The organism is Microbacterium oxydans, from assembly GCF_000956525.1.
Classification (GTDB): domain Bacteria; phylum Actinomycetota; class Actinomycetes; order Actinomycetales; family Microbacteriaceae; genus Microbacterium; species Microbacterium oxydans_A.
Genome location: NZ_JYIW01000023.1, coordinates 133808 through 150634, shown reverse-complemented (window position 1 = coordinate 150634; position 16827 = coordinate 133808). Strand labels below are relative to the sequence as shown.

Below are 16827 nucleotides of genomic sequence, written 5' to 3'. Positions count from 1 at the left end.
GTTTACCGAGGTGGGGTGCCGGCCAGTGAGCGCCCGGTGGGTAGCCTCGAAGAATGGCCTCCACACGGATCATCCGCCTGCTCGCCGTCCTCGCTCTCGCCGCCGCCGCACTCGCGGCGCCGACCGCCGCCACCGCGGCATCCGTGCCATCGGCGGAGTCCGCGGTCTCCGCCGATGTGAACGACTTCTCCTACGCGTCCTGGGATGCGGAGTACGAGCTGAGCCTCGACAGCGAGGGCCGCTCATGGCTGCACGTGACCGAGACCCTCGTCGCGCGTTTCCCCGACTTCGACCAGAACCGGGGCATCGTCCGCGGACTCCCGACAAGCTACGAGGGCGCCCGCATCGACACCACCGTCGTCTCGGTCACGGATGAGGACGGGGCAGCGGTCCCATACGAGACCGAGACCGACGACGGCGTGCTGTACGTGTCGACCGGCGACGACGACTTCGTGCAGGGCCTCACGACGTACGTGATCGAGTACACGATGCGCGATGTCGTACTCGCAGCAGACACCGGCGTCGACGAGTTCTACTGGGACATCCTCCCCCTCGACAGCACGCAGGCGATCGAGCGATTCAGCGCATCGATCGCTGTCGACCCGGCGATGAGCGCGCGGCTCAGCGGATCAGCGCGGTGCTACACGGGGGCGGCGGGCTCGACCGACGAGTGCGATCTGCAGGGACCGGAGATGGAGAACGGCGCGGCCGTCTTCCGCGTCGAGTCCGGCCAGCGTCCGGCCGGCGACGGCGTCACAGTCGCGATCGGCTTCGAATCCGGCACCGCGGCACCCTCCCCAGCACGGCAACCGAACCCGCTGGCCGACGTCGTGCCCGTGGTCGGAGCGGCCGGAGCCGCCGGCCTCTCGGTCGCCGGCTGGGTCGCGGTCTCGATGTTCACGCGGCGCCGCCGGGTCGCCGACGGGATCATCGTTGCACAGTACGACGTGCCGGACCGGATGCCCCCGCTGCTCGCCGCAGCGCTCATTCCCGGCGCGAAGGATCCGGTGCCTGCCGAGATCGTGCATCTCGCCGTCCGCGGCACGCTGCGCATCGAGGAGACCGCCGACACCGAACGCCCACGCCTCCGGCGACTGCCGGGCACCCGCATCCCCGACCAGCTCGATGTCCAGGCGCTCGATGCGCTGTTCGTCGGCGCAGATGCGGACGGCGTGATCGACCTCCCAGCCGAGAGCGAGACGTTCGCTGCTCGCATGGGCGGCCTCGTCAGCAGCGGCGGCGAAGCGGCGAAGTCGCAGGGGTTCATCACCACCGCGCGGTCCCGAGGCGCGATGATCCTGCAGTGGTGCGCGATCGGCGTCGCCGTCGTCGGTCTCGGCCTCGCGCTCTGGGGCGTGATCAGCGGACGCGACTCGGCGATCCCTGGCCTCGTCGCCGTCTCGTTCGGCGCCGTGCTGGTGATGATCTCGAGTTTCTACGTCTTCTCCAAGCACAGCGTGCTGACCGTCGATGGCGCGCGCGAGCTCGAATACCTGCTCGGCGTGAAGGAGTTCATCCGCGTCGCCGAAGCCGACCGGCTGCAGATGCTGCAGTCGTACAGCGGCGCCGAACGACGCCAGGACGGCAGCGCGAACGTGATCGTGCTGTACGAGCGGCTGCTCCCCTACGCGATGCTGTTCGGCATGGAGGACGAGTGGGGCCGAGTGCTCGAGTTCGTGTACTCGCACGAGCAGCACGGCGCAGGGTGGATCGGCGACCCGACGTCGCCCTTCCTGCGGACGCAGCTCACGGTCTTCGCCGTCTCATCGCACGCAGCGGCGACGTACACCGCGCCGTCGACGGGCAGCTCGTCGAGCGCCGGCGGATCCTTCGGTGGCGGTTTCTCCGGTGGCGGCGGTGGCGGTGGCTTCTCGGGCGGTCGCTGAGGCGGAGCATCCGTCCCGCGACGCGCGGTTCTGCGCCCCCGCAGGTGTCGCAGCTGGCCGCTTCGGCACGAGCGACGCGGCCGTCTGCGACCCCTCCGCGGGATGAGCAGAGGTCGAGAGCGCAGATCGCGATCGAAAGTCAGAGCAGGGGCGGCGGATCGGATGCTTCGCGCAGCGCGCGCTCGACCGTGGACTGCACCAGCGCCGAGAGGTAGCCGCCGGGATTCTCGACGCCGATCTCGCGGAGTCGCGCCGTTGACTGGCCGATGATCGACTTGGAGAAGTCAGCAGCGGCCTGGATCGCGTCGGCGTAGACCGCGCGGTCCTCCTCGGCGATGACCACCGGCTCGCAGCCCATCTCGACCGCGAGCGCCTGGGCGATGGGCAGCACCGCCGCCGGTGCCGTCACCGCGGCGAAGCTGGCCGGCAGCTGTCGGAGGTCGATCGAGGTTCCGGTGAAGGTGATCGCCGGGTGCACGGCCAACGGAATCGCGCCGCGCTCGGCGGCAGGGCGCAGCACCTCGATGCCGAATGCGGGGTCGGTGTGCAGCACGAGCTGTCCGACCTGCCACCCGCCGACCTCGGCGATCCCGGCCACGAGCGACGGCAGTTCGTCGTGCGGCACCGCGAGCACGATGAGCTCTGCTCGGCGCACGATCTCGAGCGCGTCCAGCACCGGGACGTCAGGGAGCACCGCAGAGGCGCGCTCATCATCCGACCCGCTGGTGATCCCGACGACCGCGTGCCCTGCCCCGCCGAGCGCAGCGCCGATCACCGGTCCGACACGGCCCGCGCCGATGATGCCGACGCCGAGGCGCCCGTCACGCACCACCGGGTCAGTCCTCGGTCGGTGGCGTCGCCGACCGAGCCGATCGACGCGTCGCGGGAGGCGCCGGCGGGGCGACCGGAGGAGCCGGAGGCAGCGAGACGGGCGGCACAGCGGGTGCGACCGGCGGCGCAGGAGGCGGTGCCGGGGGTGCGGCAGGCGGTGCCGGACGGCTCACCGGTGGCGCAGGCCAAGCGGGCTGTCCGACGGGAGGAGCAGGAGGAGCCGGCCAGACGGGCTGCCCGACGGGAGGAGCCGTCGGCCACGCTGGAGCCGGCGGGTTCGGTGCTGCTGGATATCCGGGCGGCGGAACGGGTTGGGCCATCGGCTGCGCAGCGGCGGCGTGCTCGCTCCAGCGATGCGTCGTGTCGCGCGACGCTGCGGCAGCCGCAGCACGGCTGACGCCGTCGAGCAGCGAGAGCGCGTCGTCGCGCTCGAGTCCGGTGAGCAGCCCGGTGATCGGACCAGGAGCGGTGTGCACCTGCGCACCCGAGACGCGCTGCATCCGATCGATCGGTCCCTGGTTGAGCGAGACGCCCTGCAGACGCGCGAGCGGGAACACCGCGAGCTTGCGCCACACGATGCCCCGGCGCAGCAGCAATCCGAAGTCCGTGACCATGAAGCCGTGACGCTTCCACGAGAACGGCCGTCGCCACCAGGCGCGACGCGGCATCCTGCGGTACGGATCTCCCTCGACCGGGCCGAGCACGCCGTGCTCCCAGATGAAGGGGATCTCTGCGGCAGGCACATCCGGCAGGATCAGTCCGAGCACGCGCTCCACGTCGGCGCGCTTGCCGACCGGCAGCACGATGTTGAACTGCTGCGCGCTGCCCGACTGCTGCTGCGAGATGCTCTTGCCGCTCATGCGGTTGATCTTGATGGTCCACCAGCCGAACGGACGCCACAGCAGCGACTGCGACACCTCGACCGCGAAGATGCGCCCTGGTGGGAGCGTCTCGGTGACGGTCGTGAACAGGCCGTAGGTGATGCGCACGCCGTCCGGCGTGGGCGCGATGGAGTATCGCAACGACTTCGAGATCTGCGCCCAGGTGATACCGACGGTGGCGATCACGAACGGGATGCCCATGCCGAGACCGATCCCGAGGAGGACCAGGCCGCCCTCCGGATCGCCGTCGGAGAGGATGCCGATGGCCGCGCTGCCGATCGCGATCGCGAAGATCACGCCGAAGAACACGAGCCAGATCAGCCCGGAGATCACCTGCGATCCGACGAGGCGACCCGCAGGGATCTTGACGACACTCTCCGGAGCGACATCCTCGAGGTCGACGCCCGCGATCAGCCCGGTGACGCCGTCGTTCATCGAGCCGACGAGCTGAGCCCGGACGGATGCCGGCGCGGCCGGATTCGCGGATGCCGGGTCCGCCGCGCTCTGTCGGGCAGCGCGTGCGCCGGAGGCGAGCCGCAGGATCGATGACCGCACTGACTCTGCGCGAGCGGTCGCGAGGTATTCGAGTTCGACGTTCGCGTCGTTGCCGGCGCCGACGACCTCGAGCTTGGCGAGGCCGATGATGCGAGCCGGGAACGGGCGCGTCAGGTTCACGCCCTGCACCCGGTCGAGGGGCGCACGTCGGTGCGAGCGGAAGATGATGCCCTTGCGCACCTCGACGTGGTCTCCGGTGATGCGGAACTGCTGGAATCGCCACACGACCCAGAAGATCAGGATCAGCACGACGACCAGCGCGAGCACGCTGACGAGTGCGATGAGGATCAGGTTGTTCTGCAGCACCCAATCGACGGGGTCACCACTGGTGTAGTCGCTGTAGTGCGACTCCGGACTGAAGATGTCGACCACCCACGCGATGACCCGGTCGCGCATGTTGGCGACCACGATGCCGGCGATGACGATCAGCGCCAGGCCGCCCTTGAAGAGCGGCGTGAGCGGATGCATCCGATGCCACTCGCCGTCGGCGAGCGAGGTCGAGTCCTGTCCGCGCGGCGCCGGATTCTGCGGAGGCTGCGGCGTCGCGGGGAACTGCTGCTCGCTCACAGGCCGGTCCGGCGGTTCTCGGCGACCTCGATGAGGGTGTCGCGCAGCGCCTCGGCAGCACGCTGCGTGAGGCCAGGGATCTGCACCCCGGTGGTCGCCGCAGCCGTGACCATCTTCAGCTGCGAGACGCCGAAGGCACGGTCGAGCGGACCCTGCGTGATGTCGACGAGCTGCATGCGCCCGTACGGCACGGCGATCATGCGCTGCCACAGGATGCCCTTGCGGAACACGATGTCGTCGGCGCGGAGCATGTAGCCGAGCGCCCTGGCTTGGCGCGGCAGGATGATCAGCGTGATGACGGTGATCAGGATGATCACGCCGGCGGGGATCCAGACCCAGTCCTGTTCGAGGACGATGTTCAGCACCACCGCGGCGGCGATGACCACGGCGAGGAAGATCGCGTTCTGCACGAACTGCGACACGACATAGCGCGGCGAGATCTGGTGCCAGACGCCGTCGAGCTCCAGCCGCCCCTCACGCTTCGGCGCGCGCAGCGCTGTGTACGTCCCCTGGTCGAGCGCTGGGAGGTCAGTGCCCTCCGCCGGGTTCAGGGGTGAGGTCTCGGGGTTCTGAGTCATCAGGATCCTTAGGCAGAGTGCAGAACTGTTCCGCGATGAGTGCGGCGATCACGAGCACGACCGCGCTCGCGATCAATGCCAGCATGGCCACTGTCGACCCTACCGGCGGATCGATCGGACGTGACAGCAGGAACACGAGCAGCCCTGCCCCGACGCCGGCCATGATCGCGCCGACCAGGCTGGACGCGCGGGCGAGGGTCGCGGCCCGCAGGGCGCGGAACGGGTCGATCCTCGTGCCCGTGCGCACGCTGTGCCGCACCGGCCACGCGACACCGAGTGCGGCGACGGCGATCAGGAGCAGCAGCACCGGCAGCAGCAGCGACGGGGTGAACGTCGAGCGCCCGCCCGCGGTGAGCATGTGGTCGAGCAGGTACCCGACACCGGCCCCGAGCAGCACGAGGAGGACGAGGACGCCCAGCGACGTGCGCCTCATGCCTCGCCTCGGGCACGCAGTTCATCGGCGAGGGCGTCGATGCGTCCATGACCGATCAGCTCGGCGTCCGGGTCGAGGTCGAGCCACGGCTCGAGGACGAACAGCCGCTCGGATGCACGCGGGTGCGGCAGCTGCACCCGCGGGTCGTCGGAGACGACGTCGCCGTAGGAGATCAGGTCGAGGTCGAGGGTGCGGTCACCCCAGCGCTCGTGGCGCTCCCGGCCGTTCTCGTCTTCGATCGCGTGCAGCATGCCGAGGAGGATCTCCGGTGCGAGTCGGGTGGTGACGTGAGCGACGGCGTTCACGTAGCCCGGAGCATCCGGGTCCGGACCGTCGACTCGCACGGCGACCGTCTCGAACAGCGCGGAGAGACGCACATCGCTGACCAGCGGCAGGCGCGCGATGCGTTCGGCCGCGGCACGGATCGTCTGCTCCCGATCGCCGAGGTTCGCGCCGAGTGCGACGACGGCGAGCGCTTCGGGTCGTCCCGGCCGGGACGGCGGGATGTGCGGCGGATTGGCCAGATTGCGGCTCATGCGGTGATGTCCTCGGGTTCGGCGGCGCGGCGCGATCGACGCACGGTGACCGCGACGTCGGAGAAGGTCAGGGCGATCGGAGCATGCGGCTTGTGCACCGTCACGGTCGTGTGCTGCACCCGTCGGTCTTCCAGCGCGACGTCGGCGATGCGCGATGCGAGCGTCTCGATCAGGTCGACGGGTTCCCCGGCGACGACGGCTGCGACCTTCTCCGCCAGCTCGCCGTAGTGCACGGTGTCGGCGACGTCATCCGACGCCGCTGCCTGCGCCAGAGACATCGAGAGCCGCAGATCGATCGTGAACTCCTGCCCGTTCTCGCGCTCGTGATCGTAGACGCCGTGGCGCCCGAACACGGTGAGGCCGGTCAGCGCGATCTCGTCGAGGGTGTCCATGCCACCTAGCGTACGGCGCACGACCTGTCGGTGCCGGACTGTTCGCTCAGCGCCCGTCCCAAGCATGTGCGATCGCCAATGCGTCGCGCGTGGTGGCGACGTCGTGCACGCGAACGGCCCAGACCCCCGCACGCAGCGCGAGGGCGCTCGTGACCGCGGTCGCGAGGTCTCGGCGCTGCTCGGTCACCTCGGCGGAGTCGTCGGCGTGCTGCAGCGTCTCCGCGAGGAACCGTTTGCGCGAGGTGCCGATCAGCACCCGTGGGCCGAGGGCGACGATCTCGTCGAGCCCGCGCAGCACGTCCCAGTTCTGCGCCCCCGCCTTCGCGAACCCGATGCCCGGGTCGAGGATGATCCGGGAGGGTGCGATCCCGGATGCCGCGGCTTCGCCCATGCGCTCCTGCAGCTCACCGGCGACCTCGCGCGCGACGCGGCGGTACTCGGCGTGCGCGTACATGTCGTCGGAGAATCCTCGCCAGTGGCCGATCGCGAAGTCCGCACCCGATTCGGCGACGGCTGCCCGCATCTCGGGGTCCGCGAGACCGCCGGAGACGTCGTTCACGATCCGTGCCCCTGCACGAACGGCAGCGGCTGCCGTCGAAGCGTTGAGGGTGTCGATGCTGACCGGAGCACCTGCCGCGACCAGCTGCTCGATCACGGGGATCACGCGCTGCTGCTCGACCTCTGCGCCGACACGCTCAGCGCCGGGTCTCGTCGATTCACCGCCGACGTCGAGCACGGTCGCGCCCTGCGCGCGCAGCAGCAGTCCGCGCGCGACCGCGCTGTCGACATCGAGATAGCGCCCGCCGTCGCTGAACGAGTCAGGAGTGACGTTGACGATACCCCAGATCCCGGTCACCCCTGGGCTCCCGCCCCCTGGGCAGCTGAGCCAACCCCTTGGGTCGCTGAGCCAACCCATTGGGTCGCTGAGCCTGTCGAAGCGCCGGCCCCTTGGGTCGCTGCGCCGCCCCCTTGGGTCGCTGAGCCTGTCGAAGCGCCGATGAGCGTGATCAGCTCGGCACGCGCCACCGGGTCGGTGTACTCCCCTCGGGCGGCGATCGTGAGGGTGGACGCCTCGGGCTGACGCCCGCCGCGCATGGTGACGCAGCCGTGGCTGGCGTCGAGGACGACGAGCACGCCGCGGGTGTCGAGGTGCCCGGCGATCGTGTCCGCGATCTGCTCTCCCAGCCGCTCCTGCACCTGCGGGCGGGAGGCGAGGATCTCGACGACCTTCACGAGCGCGCCGAGACCGACCACCTGCTCACCCGGAAGATATGCGAGGTGTGCGCGACCGGCGAACGGCAGCAGGTGATGCTCGCACACCGAGCGGAAACGGATGTCGCGCAGCAGCACGGCCCCGGAGGGCAGCGTGTCCGGCGCGGGGCCCCTGGTCACGCTGATCGTGCGAGCGAGGGGTTCGGCGGCATCCGCTCCGACTCCGGAGAAGAATTCGGAGTACAGCTCGCCCATCCTGGTCGGGGTCTGCTTCAGCCCCGGCCGATCCGGATCCTCGCCGATCGCCTCGAGCAGCTCACGCGTGAGCCTCTCGACGCGCGCTCTGTCGACGGCCACGCTCAGGCCGTCGCAGGTCGCGCCTGACCGGCACCCGCCGATCCGGTCTGCGTCCGCGCGGTCGCGGCCGGAGCCTCGACGGACGCGGCAAGCGACACGTCCTTCTTCGGCACCTCGATCGGGGGACGCTCCGAGACGGGGCGATCCTCGCTCGACAGCCAGAGCGGACGCTCGGGGAGCTTCTTGATCTCGGTGAAGATCTCCGCGATCTGGTTGTGGTCGAGGGTCTCCTCCTCGAGCAGCGCCAGGGCGAGCTTGTCGAGGATGTCGCGGTTCGCGCTGATCACCTCGTAGGCCTCGTTGTGGGCCTGCTCGATGAGCGCGCGCACCTCTGCGTCGACGCGCTCGGCGACCTTCTCGGAGTACTCGCGGCCACGACCCATGTCGCGGGCCACGAACATGTCGCCGCCTTCGGTGCCGAGCTTGACCGGACCGACCTGCGTCGTCATGCCGTACTCGATGACCATCTTGCGGGCGATCGAGGTCGCCTTCTCGATGTCGTTCGAGGCGCCGGTGGTCGGGTCGTGGAAGATGATCTCCTCGGCGACGCGGCCGCCCATCGCGTACGTCAGCTGGTCCTGCAGCTCGTTGCGGGTGATGGAGTACTTGTCGTCCAGCGGCAGCACCATCGTGTACCCGAGGGCCTTGCCGCGGGGCAGGATCGTGATCTTGGTGACGGGGTCGGTGTAGTTCATCGCCGCTGCCGCGAGTGCGTGTCCGCCCTCGTGGTAAGCCGTGATGAGCTTCTCCTTGTCCTTCATGACGCGGGTACGACGCTGCGGACCGGCGATCACACGATCGATGGCCTCGTCGAGTGCGCGGTTGTCGACCAGCTGCGCGTTCGAGCGAGCGGTGAGCAGCGCTGCCTCGTTGAGGACGTTCGCGAGATCGGCACCGGTGAAGCCCGGTGTCTTGCGGGCGACGACCTCGAGGTCGACACTCTTCGCGAGGGGCTTGCCCTTGCTGTGCACCTCGAGGATCTTCTGGCGGCCCTTGAGGTCGGGGGCGTCCACGCCGATCTGACGGTCGAAGCGACCCGGACGCAGCAGTGCGGGATCGAGGATGTCGGGTCGGTTCGTCGCCGCGATCACGATGACGTTCGCGTTCGGGTCGAAGCCGTCCATCTCGACGAGCATCTGGTTCAGGGTCTGCTCGCGCTCGTCGTTGCCGCCGCCCATACCGGCGCCGCGGTGACGACCGACGGCGTCGATCTCATCGATGAAGATGATCGCCGGCGAGTTCTCCTTGGCGACGTTGAACAGGTCGCGAACACGCGACGCACCGACACCGACGAACATCTCGACGAAGTCGGATCCCGAGATCGAGTAGAACGGAGCGCCTGCTTCGCCGGCGACCGCGCGGGCGAGCAGCGTCTTGCCGGTTCCTGGAGGGCCGTACAGCAGCACGCCCTTCGGGATGCGGGCGCCGATGGCCTGGAACTTCGCCGGGTCCTGCAGGAACTCCTTGATCTCGTGGAGCTCCTCGATCGCCTCGTCTGCACCGGCGACGTCCGCGAAGGTGACGGTCGGCGTCTCCTTGTTCACGAGCTTGGCCTTGGACTTGCCGAACTGCATGACCTTGCCGCCACCGCCCTGCATCGACGACAGCAGCCACCAGAACAGGAGACCGAGCAGGACGAGCGGGAGCAGCAGCGAGATGAATCCGTCGAACCAGGTCGCGCGCGGCACTGCGTCGTTGAAGCCGTCCTTCGGGTCGGCGTCGTTGATCGCGGTGACGACCTCGTCGGCACGGGCGTCGACGTAGTAGAACTGGACGTTCTCCGACCCCTTGAAGGCCTTCGACAGCGTCATGTCGACGCGCTGATCGCCGTCGGTCGTGACGACCTCGGAGACCGTGGTGCCGGCGAGCAGTTTCAGACCCTCTTGCGTGGTGATCTGCTTCGGGGCACCGAGGTTCGAGATCAGCAGGAAGCCGCCGAACAGCAGCAGTCCGATCAGCGCCACGTAGATCAGGGGGTTCCTGGTGATCTTCTTCACATCCATGATCGGATCAGCGTATCGCGAGCGTCCTAGGGGGGCGCTGTGCGTTCACCCACGGCGTATCGCTCGCCCGGGGCTCCCTGATCCCAACCCTCGGGTCACTGAGCCCCACCCTGAGCCCATGATCCCAACCCTCGGGTCACTGAGCCCAACCCCTGGGCCTCTGAGCCCAACCCTTGGGTCGCTGAGCCGAACCCTGGGTCGCTGAGCCTGTCGAAGCGTCAGGAGTAGACGTGCGGCGCGAGCACCGCGACGTCGCGCAGGTTGCGGTAGCGCTCGTTGTAGTCGAGGCCGTAGCCGACCACGAAGTCGGTCGGGATGTCGAAGCCGACGTAGCGGCAGTCGATCTCGACCTTGGCCGCCTCGGGCTTGCGCAGCAGCGCCAGCACCTCGACGGACTCGGCGCCGCGGGTTCCGAAGTTCTCCAGCAGCCAGCTGAGCGTCAGACCGGAGTCGATGATGTCCTCGACGATCAGCACGTGCTTGCCGTTCAGGTCGCTGTCGAGGTCTTTGCGGATCTGCACGACACCGCTGGACTTCGTGCTCGCGCCGTAGCTCGATACAGCCATCCAGTCCATCGGGGCGTGGAAGGGCAGCGCGCGAGCGAAGTCGGCCATCACCATGACCGCCCCCTTGAGCACGCCGACCAGGAGCAGGTCCTTGCCCTCGTAGTCCGCGGCGACCTGCGTCGCCAGCTCATCGAGCTTGGCGAGGATCTCCTCCTCGGTGACGAGGATCTGGGCAAGGTCATCCTGGATTTCCGAGGCGCGCATAGACCGATTTTAGGCGACGCGATCGGATGCTCCGTCCCAGGTGCCGTGCATCGCCGAGGCGCACTCCCCGCACCGCGGCATCCGCACTACTCTGAGCGGTGACACGGGCTCGCGCCCACCGACGGAAGGAAACACCATGGCTCTTGACGACATCCTCACGCAGGTGCCGATCGATGACATCGCAGCGAAGCTCGGCGTCTCCCATGACGTCGCCAAGGCTGCGGTCGAGCAGGGCGGTGCGGTGCTGCTGGGCGGACTCGCCAAGAACGCCGAGACCGAGTCGGGTTCCGCCGCGATCCAGAACGCGCTGAAGAAGCACGAGGGAAAGACCGGGGCGGCGAAGGTCGACGACATCGATCAGGCCGACGGCGGCAAGATCGTCTCGCACATCCTCGGGGCGAAGGAGAAGGAGGTCACGGCCACGCTCACGGAGTCGAAGGCGACAGCGGGCATCGACTTCGGCAAGCTCCTCCCCATTCTCGCCCCCATCGTGATGGGTCTGATCGCGAACGCGAACAAGGGCAAGACCGAGAAGGCGGATGCCGGATCGCAGCAGGAGTCGGGCGGCATCGGCGACCTGATCGGCGGCATCCTCGGCGGCGGGAACAGCAGCGGTTCTGGCGGTGGCGGGATCGGCGACGTGCTCGGCGGTCTGCTCGGCGGCGGCAAGGGCGGCGGCATCGACCTCGGCGGACTGCTCGGCGGGCTCCTCGGCGGCAAGAAGTAGCCGCGGCGCACACCGGGTCGCCGCGCAAGAACGCGCGGCCCCGGTCAGTCGCGCGCCGCGAACACGAGCTGCCCGCCTCGGCGGACGGCTGAGCATCCCGGCAGGTCGATCGGCCCCTGCCCTGACCAGTCGGTGACGAGGCGTGCGACCTCCACCGTCTGGGTGCGGGTGAGGCTGACCCCGAACTCGCTGTCGACCACGAGTCGGATGATCCGGTTGCGGAGTGCGGCCGGGTTCGCGGCGAGCGCGGCGACGCTGACCGAGATGCCGGCTTCGGCGTGCTCGACGATGTCCTCGATCGTCTCGTGGATCATCTCGTCGAACGCCTCGGTGTCCTCTCGGAGCTGCTCAGCCGTGCGAGCGAGTGCCTCGGCGATGCCGGGGCCGAGCTCGGCCTCCAGCACCGGCAGCACGGAGTTGCGCGCACGGACCCTGGCGAAGCGGGCGTCCTGATTGTGCGGGTCCTCCCAGGGCTGGAGATCGGATGCTGCGCAGAACGCCCTCGTGGTCTCGCGGCGCACACCGAGCAGGGGGCGCAGCCATCGGGTGCCTTCTTCGTCCTCCCGCGCCGGCGACATGCCCTGCAGGCTCGCCGCCCCCGACCCGCGGGCGAGTCCGAGGAGCACGGTCTCCGCCTGATCGTCGAGCGTGTGCCCGAGCAGCACAGCGGATGCTCCGGCATCCGCAGCGGCATCCCGAAGCACCCGGTATCTGGCTTCCCTGGCGGCGGCCTCCGGACCACCCGCGCCGTCGACGTCGACCCGCACCACGAGCGCGTCGAGCCCGAGCGCCTTCGCACTGTCGGCCGCGCGGGCTGCCACCTCGGCCGATGCTTCCTGCAGGCCGTGATCGATCGTGACGGATGCCACGGTCAAGCCGAGCCGAGATGCCTCGAACGCGGTCGCTGCGGCGAGCGCGAGCGAGTCCGCTCCCCCTGACAGGGCGACGATGACCGTCGATCCCTCCGGCAGGTCGGCGAGCGCGGTGCGCACTGCGAGGCGGATCTCGGCGATGGCGGGTGAGAGCGATGGCACGGTCCCACGCTAGAACACCCGCCGCGTTCCCGCGGACCGCTCGCGCGCGGGTGCCGACGCGCCTTAGTCTTGCGCCGTGGCAGATCCGAAGAGTCCCCAGCACTTCAAGCCCGAACGCTTCAAGGCGTTCGTCGATGCGGTGGTGGCGATCGCGATGACGCTGCTCATCCTGCCGCTGATGGAATCGGTGTCGGAGGCGGCATCCAGCAGGATCAGCACAGCCGACTTCCTGGCGGAGCATGCAGGACAGCTGCTCAGCTTCGGACTCAGCTTCCTGCTCATCGCGACCTTCTGGATGGGGCACCACCGGCAGTACCGCGATGTGGAGTGGATCACGCCGTGGCTGCTGTGGATCAACGTCGCGTGGATGGCCACGATCGTCTGGCTGCCGGTGCCCACGGCGATGATCGGTCAGATGGACACGGATGCGCTGCAGCCGGTCGTCTACATCGGCACGCTCATCATGACGCAGGTGACGACCCTCGCCGGGTGGTTGTATCTGTCGCGGCATCCCGACCTCTCCACCACCTCGGCGGACACGATTCGCGCCGGTGCGATCGGTGACCTCGCCGCCATCCTCCTGTTCCTGATCGCGTTGGCGATTGCCGCGCTGACATCGCCGCACGGCTACTCTGCTCTGCTCCTGCTGCTCCTGAGCGATCCGCTCAGCCGCCTGCTGAATCGGGTGCTGCACCGCCGAGTAGGCTAGTCCGCGGCATCCAACCGAACTTTTCCTGAGGAGCACACGCATGGGCGCACACGACGCCGTCATCGAGATCCCGCGCGGCAGCCGCGTGAAGTACGAGGTCGACCACGAGACCGGACGAGTGCACCTCGACCGCGTGCTCTACACGACCTTCGGCTACCCGGCCGACTACGGCTACTTCGACAACACGCTCGGCGAGGACGGCGACCCGCTCGACGTGCTCGTGCTGCTCGACCAGGCCATCTACCCCGGCGTCGTCGTCGAGGTGCGTCCGGTCGCAGTGCTGAAGATGAGCGACGAGGCCGGCGGAGACGACAAGCTCGTCGCCGTGCTCGCGAAGGACCCGCGTTGGGCCCACATCCAGGACATCGACGACATCGCCGAGTACACGAAGAAGGAGATCTCGCACTTCTTCGAGCACTACAAGGACCTCGAGCCCAACAAGTGGGTCAAGGTCGACGAGTGGGGCAACGCCGCCGAAGCGCAGCGCATCCTCGACGAGGCGATCGTCCGCGCGACCGAGCAGGGCCACTGACCCCTCTCCCTCACTGACACGCCCCCTCCTGGGCGCGGGTCAGCCCCCCTCTGGGTCGCTGAGCCGCCCCTCCTGGGTCGCTGAGCCTGTCGAAGCGAAAGACCCCCGGTGCCGCTCAGCGGGCCCGGGGGTCTTCTTCGTCTCAGGGGACGGATGCTCAGATGGAGATGCCGCGCGCAGCCATGAAGTCTGCGGGGTTGGTGTACCGCCCGTTGATGTACACCTCGTAGTGGAGGTGGCAGCCGAACGATCCGCCGGTGTTGCCCGCGTACGCGATGACCTGTCCGGCGTTGACCCACTGGCCGCTGCGCACGGCGAACCCGCCCTGCTTGATGTGCGCGTACCCGGTGGCGATGCCCCCGCCGTGCTGGATGCGGACATAGTTGCCGTAGCCGCCGTTGTAGAACGCTGCGTCCACCGTGCCGGAGTGCGCGGCGTAGATCGCCGCACCGCATCCGTTGGCGAGGTCGATGCCGTAGTGCCAGCTCGACGAGCATCCGTTCGAGTTGCACTGCTGCGAGCGGGGGCCGTAGCCGGAGCTGCGCGAGCCGCCGTGCGGACGCACCCAACCGTCGGATCCGGCTGAACCGCCGCCGCCGCCGCCGCCACCACCTCCGCCGCCGTTGTTGTTGTTGTTGGCTGCTGCTGCGGCCGCGGCTGCGCGCGCTGCCTCGGCTGCGGCGGCTGCCTCCCGGCGCTTGCGCTCCTCTTCAGCGACGCGCACGCCCTCCTGGTAGCCGGCGACCGTGGTCGCGGTGGTGTCCTTGAGGGCGGCGAGCTGCGCCTGCATGGTGGCGAGGTTGGCCGACTGCTCGTCGAGCGCTGCCTGCGCGGCATCCGCTGCCTGCTGCGCGGCGACCATCTTCTGCTCCGCGATCTGCTGCAGACGGTCGCGCTCGGCGCGTGCGACGACGGCCTGATCGCTGAGCGACTGCGCGGAGTTGCGGGCGGCGACCGCGTCGTCGTAGACCGACTGGTTGTACTCGAAGAGCTTGTCCATCGTGCCGAGGCGCGAGAGCAGCTCGTCGGCATTGTTCGCGGAACCGGCGAAGAACAGCTCGAGCGAGGTGTCGTCGCCACCGTTGCGATAGAGCTGGGCTGCGACCTGGCCCGCCTTGCGCGCCGACTCGGTGGCGAGGCCGGCCTGCTCATCTGCCTTGGCCTGCAGGTCGTCAGCACGCGCGATGGCTGCGAAGAACGTCTGCTGCGCTTCGTAGAACTCGTTGGAGGCGACCTCGGCGGCTGCCTGGGTCTCGGCGACCTTCTGGGTCAGCGACTGGATGAGGCCCTCGATGCGGGTGACCTCTGCGGCCTTCGCCGCTTCGTTGCCCTTCGCCCGCTGCACGTCGTCCCAGCTGGGGTACGAGGCTGCGTAGGCGGCGGAGACGCCGGAACTGACGCCGAAGGCACTCAGCGCGACGACGCTCAGGGCGCCGAGCCCGAGGGCTCCACGACGGGTGATGCCACTCCTCTGGAAGGCACGGCTCTCGGTCGGGGTCGGTGCGCACCCGCACTCCGCGGATGCCGCTGCAGCTGCATCCGACGCGATCTGGTCGTTCACACGGCCCCTTCCGGCAGTTTCACAAATGCCACACTAACAACAACATTCACATGAGCAACAGGGTGGATTGCACTGCAAGCGGCCCCGCGGGGCCCCCGTCGCCGGCCGAAACACGCCCGGAACACGCCCGGAACACGCCCGGAACACGCCCGGCGGAACGGTACTCCGCCCTCGATTCGCGATTTGCGTCAGACATCCCTTATGCTTGAGCGTCGGCAAGGAAGTCCCCCAGGGGACGGACTCCGGCCCCATCGTTTAGCGGCCTAGGACGCCGCCCTTTCACGGCGGTAGCACGGGTTCGAATCCCGTTGGGGTCACTCTTCCGATACAATTGAAAACAAGTATGGCCCTGTAGCGCAGTTGGTTAGCGTGCCGCCCTGTCACGGCGGAGGTCGCGGGTTCAAGTCCCGTCAGGGTCGCTCCGGTTCGTCGGGCTCTTTCTTCGGAGAGGGCCCTTCGTCTAGGACGCGACAGGTTCGCCGGTCGCACCACGGCTCTGTAGCTCAGTTGGTAGAGCGCACGACTGAAAATCGTGAGGTCACGGGATCGACGCCCGTCGGAGCCACAGGGTGATCATTACAGTCACCTCAGAAACCCCCACCTAGCTTCTAACATGGTGGGGGTTTTGCTTTGCCCTGATCAGAAGCGGTTTCCGAGCCGCTCCCCTGAACTGTTCCGGCCCCGGCACTGAACGAGCAGAACTCCCGATCGTTGGGCGAGCGAAGCGAGACGAAACGCGCTCTCCGGGCGCTTGTGCCGGTTTTGTGCCGGTTCGCCCTCAGATTCGTTCATCCGGGATGATCGCGAATGTCGTCAACGACTCCACGAACCGGAGCATCTTGTCGGGTGCTTTGCGGCCTCGCCTGATCTTTCCCCACAGCGCGAACGCAGCTCCGGCAAGATCCTCTACGGAGTCGAGTTCCCAGGGATCGAGCAACCGTCCGAGCATCTCATTGCTGATGCGAATGCTGGGTTCTGTCTTGCTGCCGGTGTTCAACCAGGCTCCGTCGTCGACTGCCTTCGCGTAGCGAATCGTGCCCCAGTACACCCGCTCGCGATCCCGGTACTCAAGATCGACGCGAGACATGTGCGCACAGTAGTCGCGCACCGTCGTGCGGGTTCCGTTGGCTAGGTGGAGCGCTGTCCTCTCCTCACCAAAGGACGGCACCGTAACGAGTAGCCGCAGGAGCCGGTTCAGTTTGAGGCCCGGATACGAGCCACGGGCGGCACCGTCGCGATCGGTGTAGCTGCGTCCGGGACGGT

General features: G+C 68.6%; 16 protein-coding genes, 3 tRNA genes and 1 pseudogene. 7 read left to right on the top strand and 13 right to left on the bottom strand.

The window, feature by feature from the left end; translation table 11 throughout:
• Positions 1-53 precede the first annotated feature (53 nt).
• Positions 54-1886, top strand: coding sequence for a DUF2207 domain-containing protein (locus RS83_RS08135; protein WP_045279003.1), 1833 nt, complete (start codon positions 54-56; stop codon positions 1884-1886).
• Positions 1887-2025: 139 nt separating this feature from the next.
• Here RS83_RS08135 and RS83_RS08130 read toward each other — a convergent pair whose 3' ends face one another.
• From RS83_RS08130 to hpt, 10 genes and pseudogenes are all read right to left on the bottom strand, one after another.
• Entirely contained in the window at positions 2026-2718 is a 693-nt protein-coding gene (locus RS83_RS08130; protein WP_045279002.1) for a DUF2520 domain-containing protein, read from the bottom strand.
• Positions 2719-2722: 4 nt separating this feature from the next.
• Positions 2723-4720 carry a PH domain-containing protein gene (locus RS83_RS08125; RefSeq protein ID WP_045279001.1) on the bottom strand — a complete coding sequence of 666 codons (1998 nt, stop codon included), beginning with the start codon at positions 4718-4720 and terminating at the stop codon, positions 2723-2725.
• Complete coding sequence (locus RS83_RS08120; protein WP_045279000.1) at positions 4717-5298, bottom strand: PH domain-containing protein; 582 nt, start codon at positions 5296-5298, stop codon at positions 4717-4719. The genes RS83_RS08125 and RS83_RS08120 overlap by 4 nt, the downstream gene beginning before the upstream one ends.
• Complete coding sequence (locus tag RS83_RS08115) at positions 5249-5731, bottom strand: DUF3180 domain-containing protein (protein ID WP_045278999.1); 483 nt, start codon at positions 5729-5731, stop codon at positions 5249-5251. The genes RS83_RS08120 and RS83_RS08115 overlap by 50 nt, the downstream gene beginning before the upstream one ends.
• Positions 5728-6267 carry a 2-amino-4-hydroxy-6-hydroxymethyldihydropteridine diphosphokinase gene (gene folK / locus RS83_RS08110; protein WP_045278998.1) on the bottom strand — a complete coding sequence of 180 codons (540 nt, stop codon included), beginning with the start codon at positions 6265-6267 and terminating at the stop codon, positions 5728-5730. The genes RS83_RS08115 and folK overlap by 4 nt, the downstream gene beginning before the upstream one ends.
• The gene (folB, locus tag RS83_RS08105) at positions 6264-6659 is read right to left on the bottom strand and encodes a dihydroneopterin aldolase (RefSeq protein ID WP_045278997.1); all 396 of its coding nucleotides are present in this window, start codon (positions 6657-6659) and stop codon (positions 6264-6266) included. Before folB ends, folK begins: the two co-directional genes overlap by 4 nt.
• 46 nt (positions 6660-6705) lie before the next feature.
• Positions 6706-7515, bottom strand: a complete 810-nt coding sequence (gene folP / locus RS83_RS08100) for a dihydropteroate synthase (RefSeq protein WP_045278996.1) — start codon at positions 7513-7515, stop codon at positions 6706-6708.
• Positions 7516-7646: 131 nt separating this feature from the next.
• Positions 7647-8228: pseudogene (folE, locus tag RS83_RS08095) on the bottom strand (GTP cyclohydrolase I); the annotation flags it as partial.
• Positions 8229-8230: 2 nt separating this feature from the next.
• Positions 8231-10231, bottom strand: coding sequence for an ATP-dependent zinc metalloprotease FtsH (ftsH, locus tag RS83_RS08090; protein ID WP_045278995.1), 2001 nt, complete (start codon positions 10229-10231; stop codon positions 8231-8233).
• A gap of 218 nt (positions 10232-10449) precedes the next feature.
• Complete coding sequence (gene hpt / locus RS83_RS08085; protein WP_045278994.1) at positions 10450-11001, bottom strand: hypoxanthine phosphoribosyltransferase; 552 nt, start codon at positions 10999-11001, stop codon at positions 10450-10452.
• Positions 11002-11137: 136 nt separating this feature from the next.
• Between hpt and RS83_RS08080 the strand changes: the two genes are divergently transcribed.
• Positions 11138-11728: a DUF937 domain-containing protein gene (locus tag RS83_RS08080; RefSeq protein ID WP_045278993.1), complete on the top strand. Its 591-nt coding sequence runs from the start codon at positions 11138-11140 to the stop codon at positions 11726-11728.
• Between the two features lie 44 nt (positions 11729-11772).
• Here RS83_RS08080 and tilS read toward each other — a convergent pair whose 3' ends face one another.
• Positions 11773-12762 carry a tRNA lysidine(34) synthetase TilS gene (gene tilS / locus RS83_RS08075; RefSeq protein ID WP_045278992.1) on the bottom strand — a complete coding sequence of 330 codons (990 nt, stop codon included), beginning with the start codon at positions 12760-12762 and terminating at the stop codon, positions 11773-11775.
• A gap of 76 nt (positions 12763-12838) precedes the next feature.
• On the opposite strand from tilS, the gene RS83_RS08070 reads away from it, so the two are divergent.
• The gene (locus RS83_RS08070) at positions 12839-13471 is read left to right on the top strand and encodes a TMEM175 family protein (RefSeq protein ID WP_045278991.1); all 633 of its coding nucleotides are present in this window, start codon (positions 12839-12841) and stop codon (positions 13469-13471) included.
• Positions 13472-13511: 40 nt separating this feature from the next.
• The gene (gene ppa, locus RS83_RS08065) at positions 13512-14003 is read left to right on the top strand and encodes an inorganic diphosphatase (protein WP_045278990.1); all 492 of its coding nucleotides are present in this window, start codon (positions 13512-13514) and stop codon (positions 14001-14003) included.
• 157 nt (positions 14004-14160) lie between these two features.
• Here ppa and RS83_RS08060 read toward each other — a convergent pair whose 3' ends face one another.
• A complete protein-coding gene (locus tag RS83_RS08060; protein WP_045278989.1) occupies positions 14161-15564 on the bottom strand; it encodes a M23 family metallopeptidase in 1404 nt (467 codons plus the stop codon).
• A 244-nt stretch (positions 15565-15808) separates the two neighbouring features.
• Between RS83_RS08060 and RS83_RS08055 the strand changes: the two genes are divergently transcribed.
• From RS83_RS08055 to RS83_RS08045, 3 genes are all read left to right on the top strand, one after another.
• Positions 15809-15881 (top strand) — tRNA-Glu (locus tag RS83_RS08055).
• 28 nt (positions 15882-15909) lie between these two features.
• Positions 15910-15983 (top strand) — tRNA-Asp (locus RS83_RS08050).
• A 73-nt stretch (positions 15984-16056) separates the two neighbouring features.
• Positions 16057-16129 (top strand) — tRNA-Phe (locus RS83_RS08045).
• 213 nt (positions 16130-16342) lie between these two features.
• Here RS83_RS08045 and RS83_RS08040 read toward each other — a convergent pair.
• Complete coding sequence (locus RS83_RS08040) at positions 16343-16651, bottom strand: hypothetical protein (protein WP_045278988.1); 309 nt, start codon at positions 16649-16651, stop codon at positions 16343-16345.
• Between the last annotated feature and the right edge of the window lie 176 nt (positions 16652-16827).

What these genes read in the sequence shown, in the direction of transcription:
- RS83_RS08135 (WP_045279003.1), top strand. Translation starts at nt 54, where the DNA reads ATGGCCTCCACACGGATCATCCGCCTGCTCGCCGTCCTCGCTCTCGCC.
- RS83_RS08120 (WP_045279000.1), bottom strand. Translation starts at nt 5,298, where the DNA reads ATGACTCAGAACCCCGAGACCTCACCCCTGAACCCGGCGGAGGGCACT.
- RS83_RS08115 (WP_045278999.1), bottom strand. Translation starts at nt 5,731, where the DNA reads ATGAGGCGCACGTCGCTGGGCGTCCTCGTCCTCCTCGTGCTGCTCGGG.
- folK (WP_045278998.1), bottom strand. Translation starts at nt 6,267, where the DNA reads ATGAGCCGCAATCTGGCCAATCCGCCGCACATCCCGCCGTCCCGGCCG.
- folB (WP_045278997.1), bottom strand. Translation starts at nt 6,659, where the DNA reads ATGGACACCCTCGACGAGATCGCGCTGACCGGCCTCACCGTGTTCGGG.
- ftsH (WP_045278995.1), bottom strand. Translation starts at nt 10,231, where the DNA reads ATGGATGTGAAGAAGATCACCAGGAACCCCCTGATCTACGTGGCGCTG.
- hpt (WP_045278994.1), bottom strand. Translation starts at nt 11,001, where the DNA reads ATGCGCGCCTCGGAAATCCAGGATGACCTTGCCCAGATCCTCGTCACC.
- RS83_RS08080 (WP_045278993.1), top strand. Translation starts at nt 11,138, where the DNA reads ATGGCTCTTGACGACATCCTCACGCAGGTGCCGATCGATGACATCGCA.
- ppa (WP_045278990.1), top strand. Translation starts at nt 13,512, where the DNA reads ATGGGCGCACACGACGCCGTCATCGAGATCCCGCGCGGCAGCCGCGTG.
- RS83_RS08040 (WP_045278988.1), bottom strand. Translation starts at nt 16,651, where the DNA reads ATGTCTCGCGTCGATCTTGAGTACCGGGATCGCGAGCGGGTGTACTGG.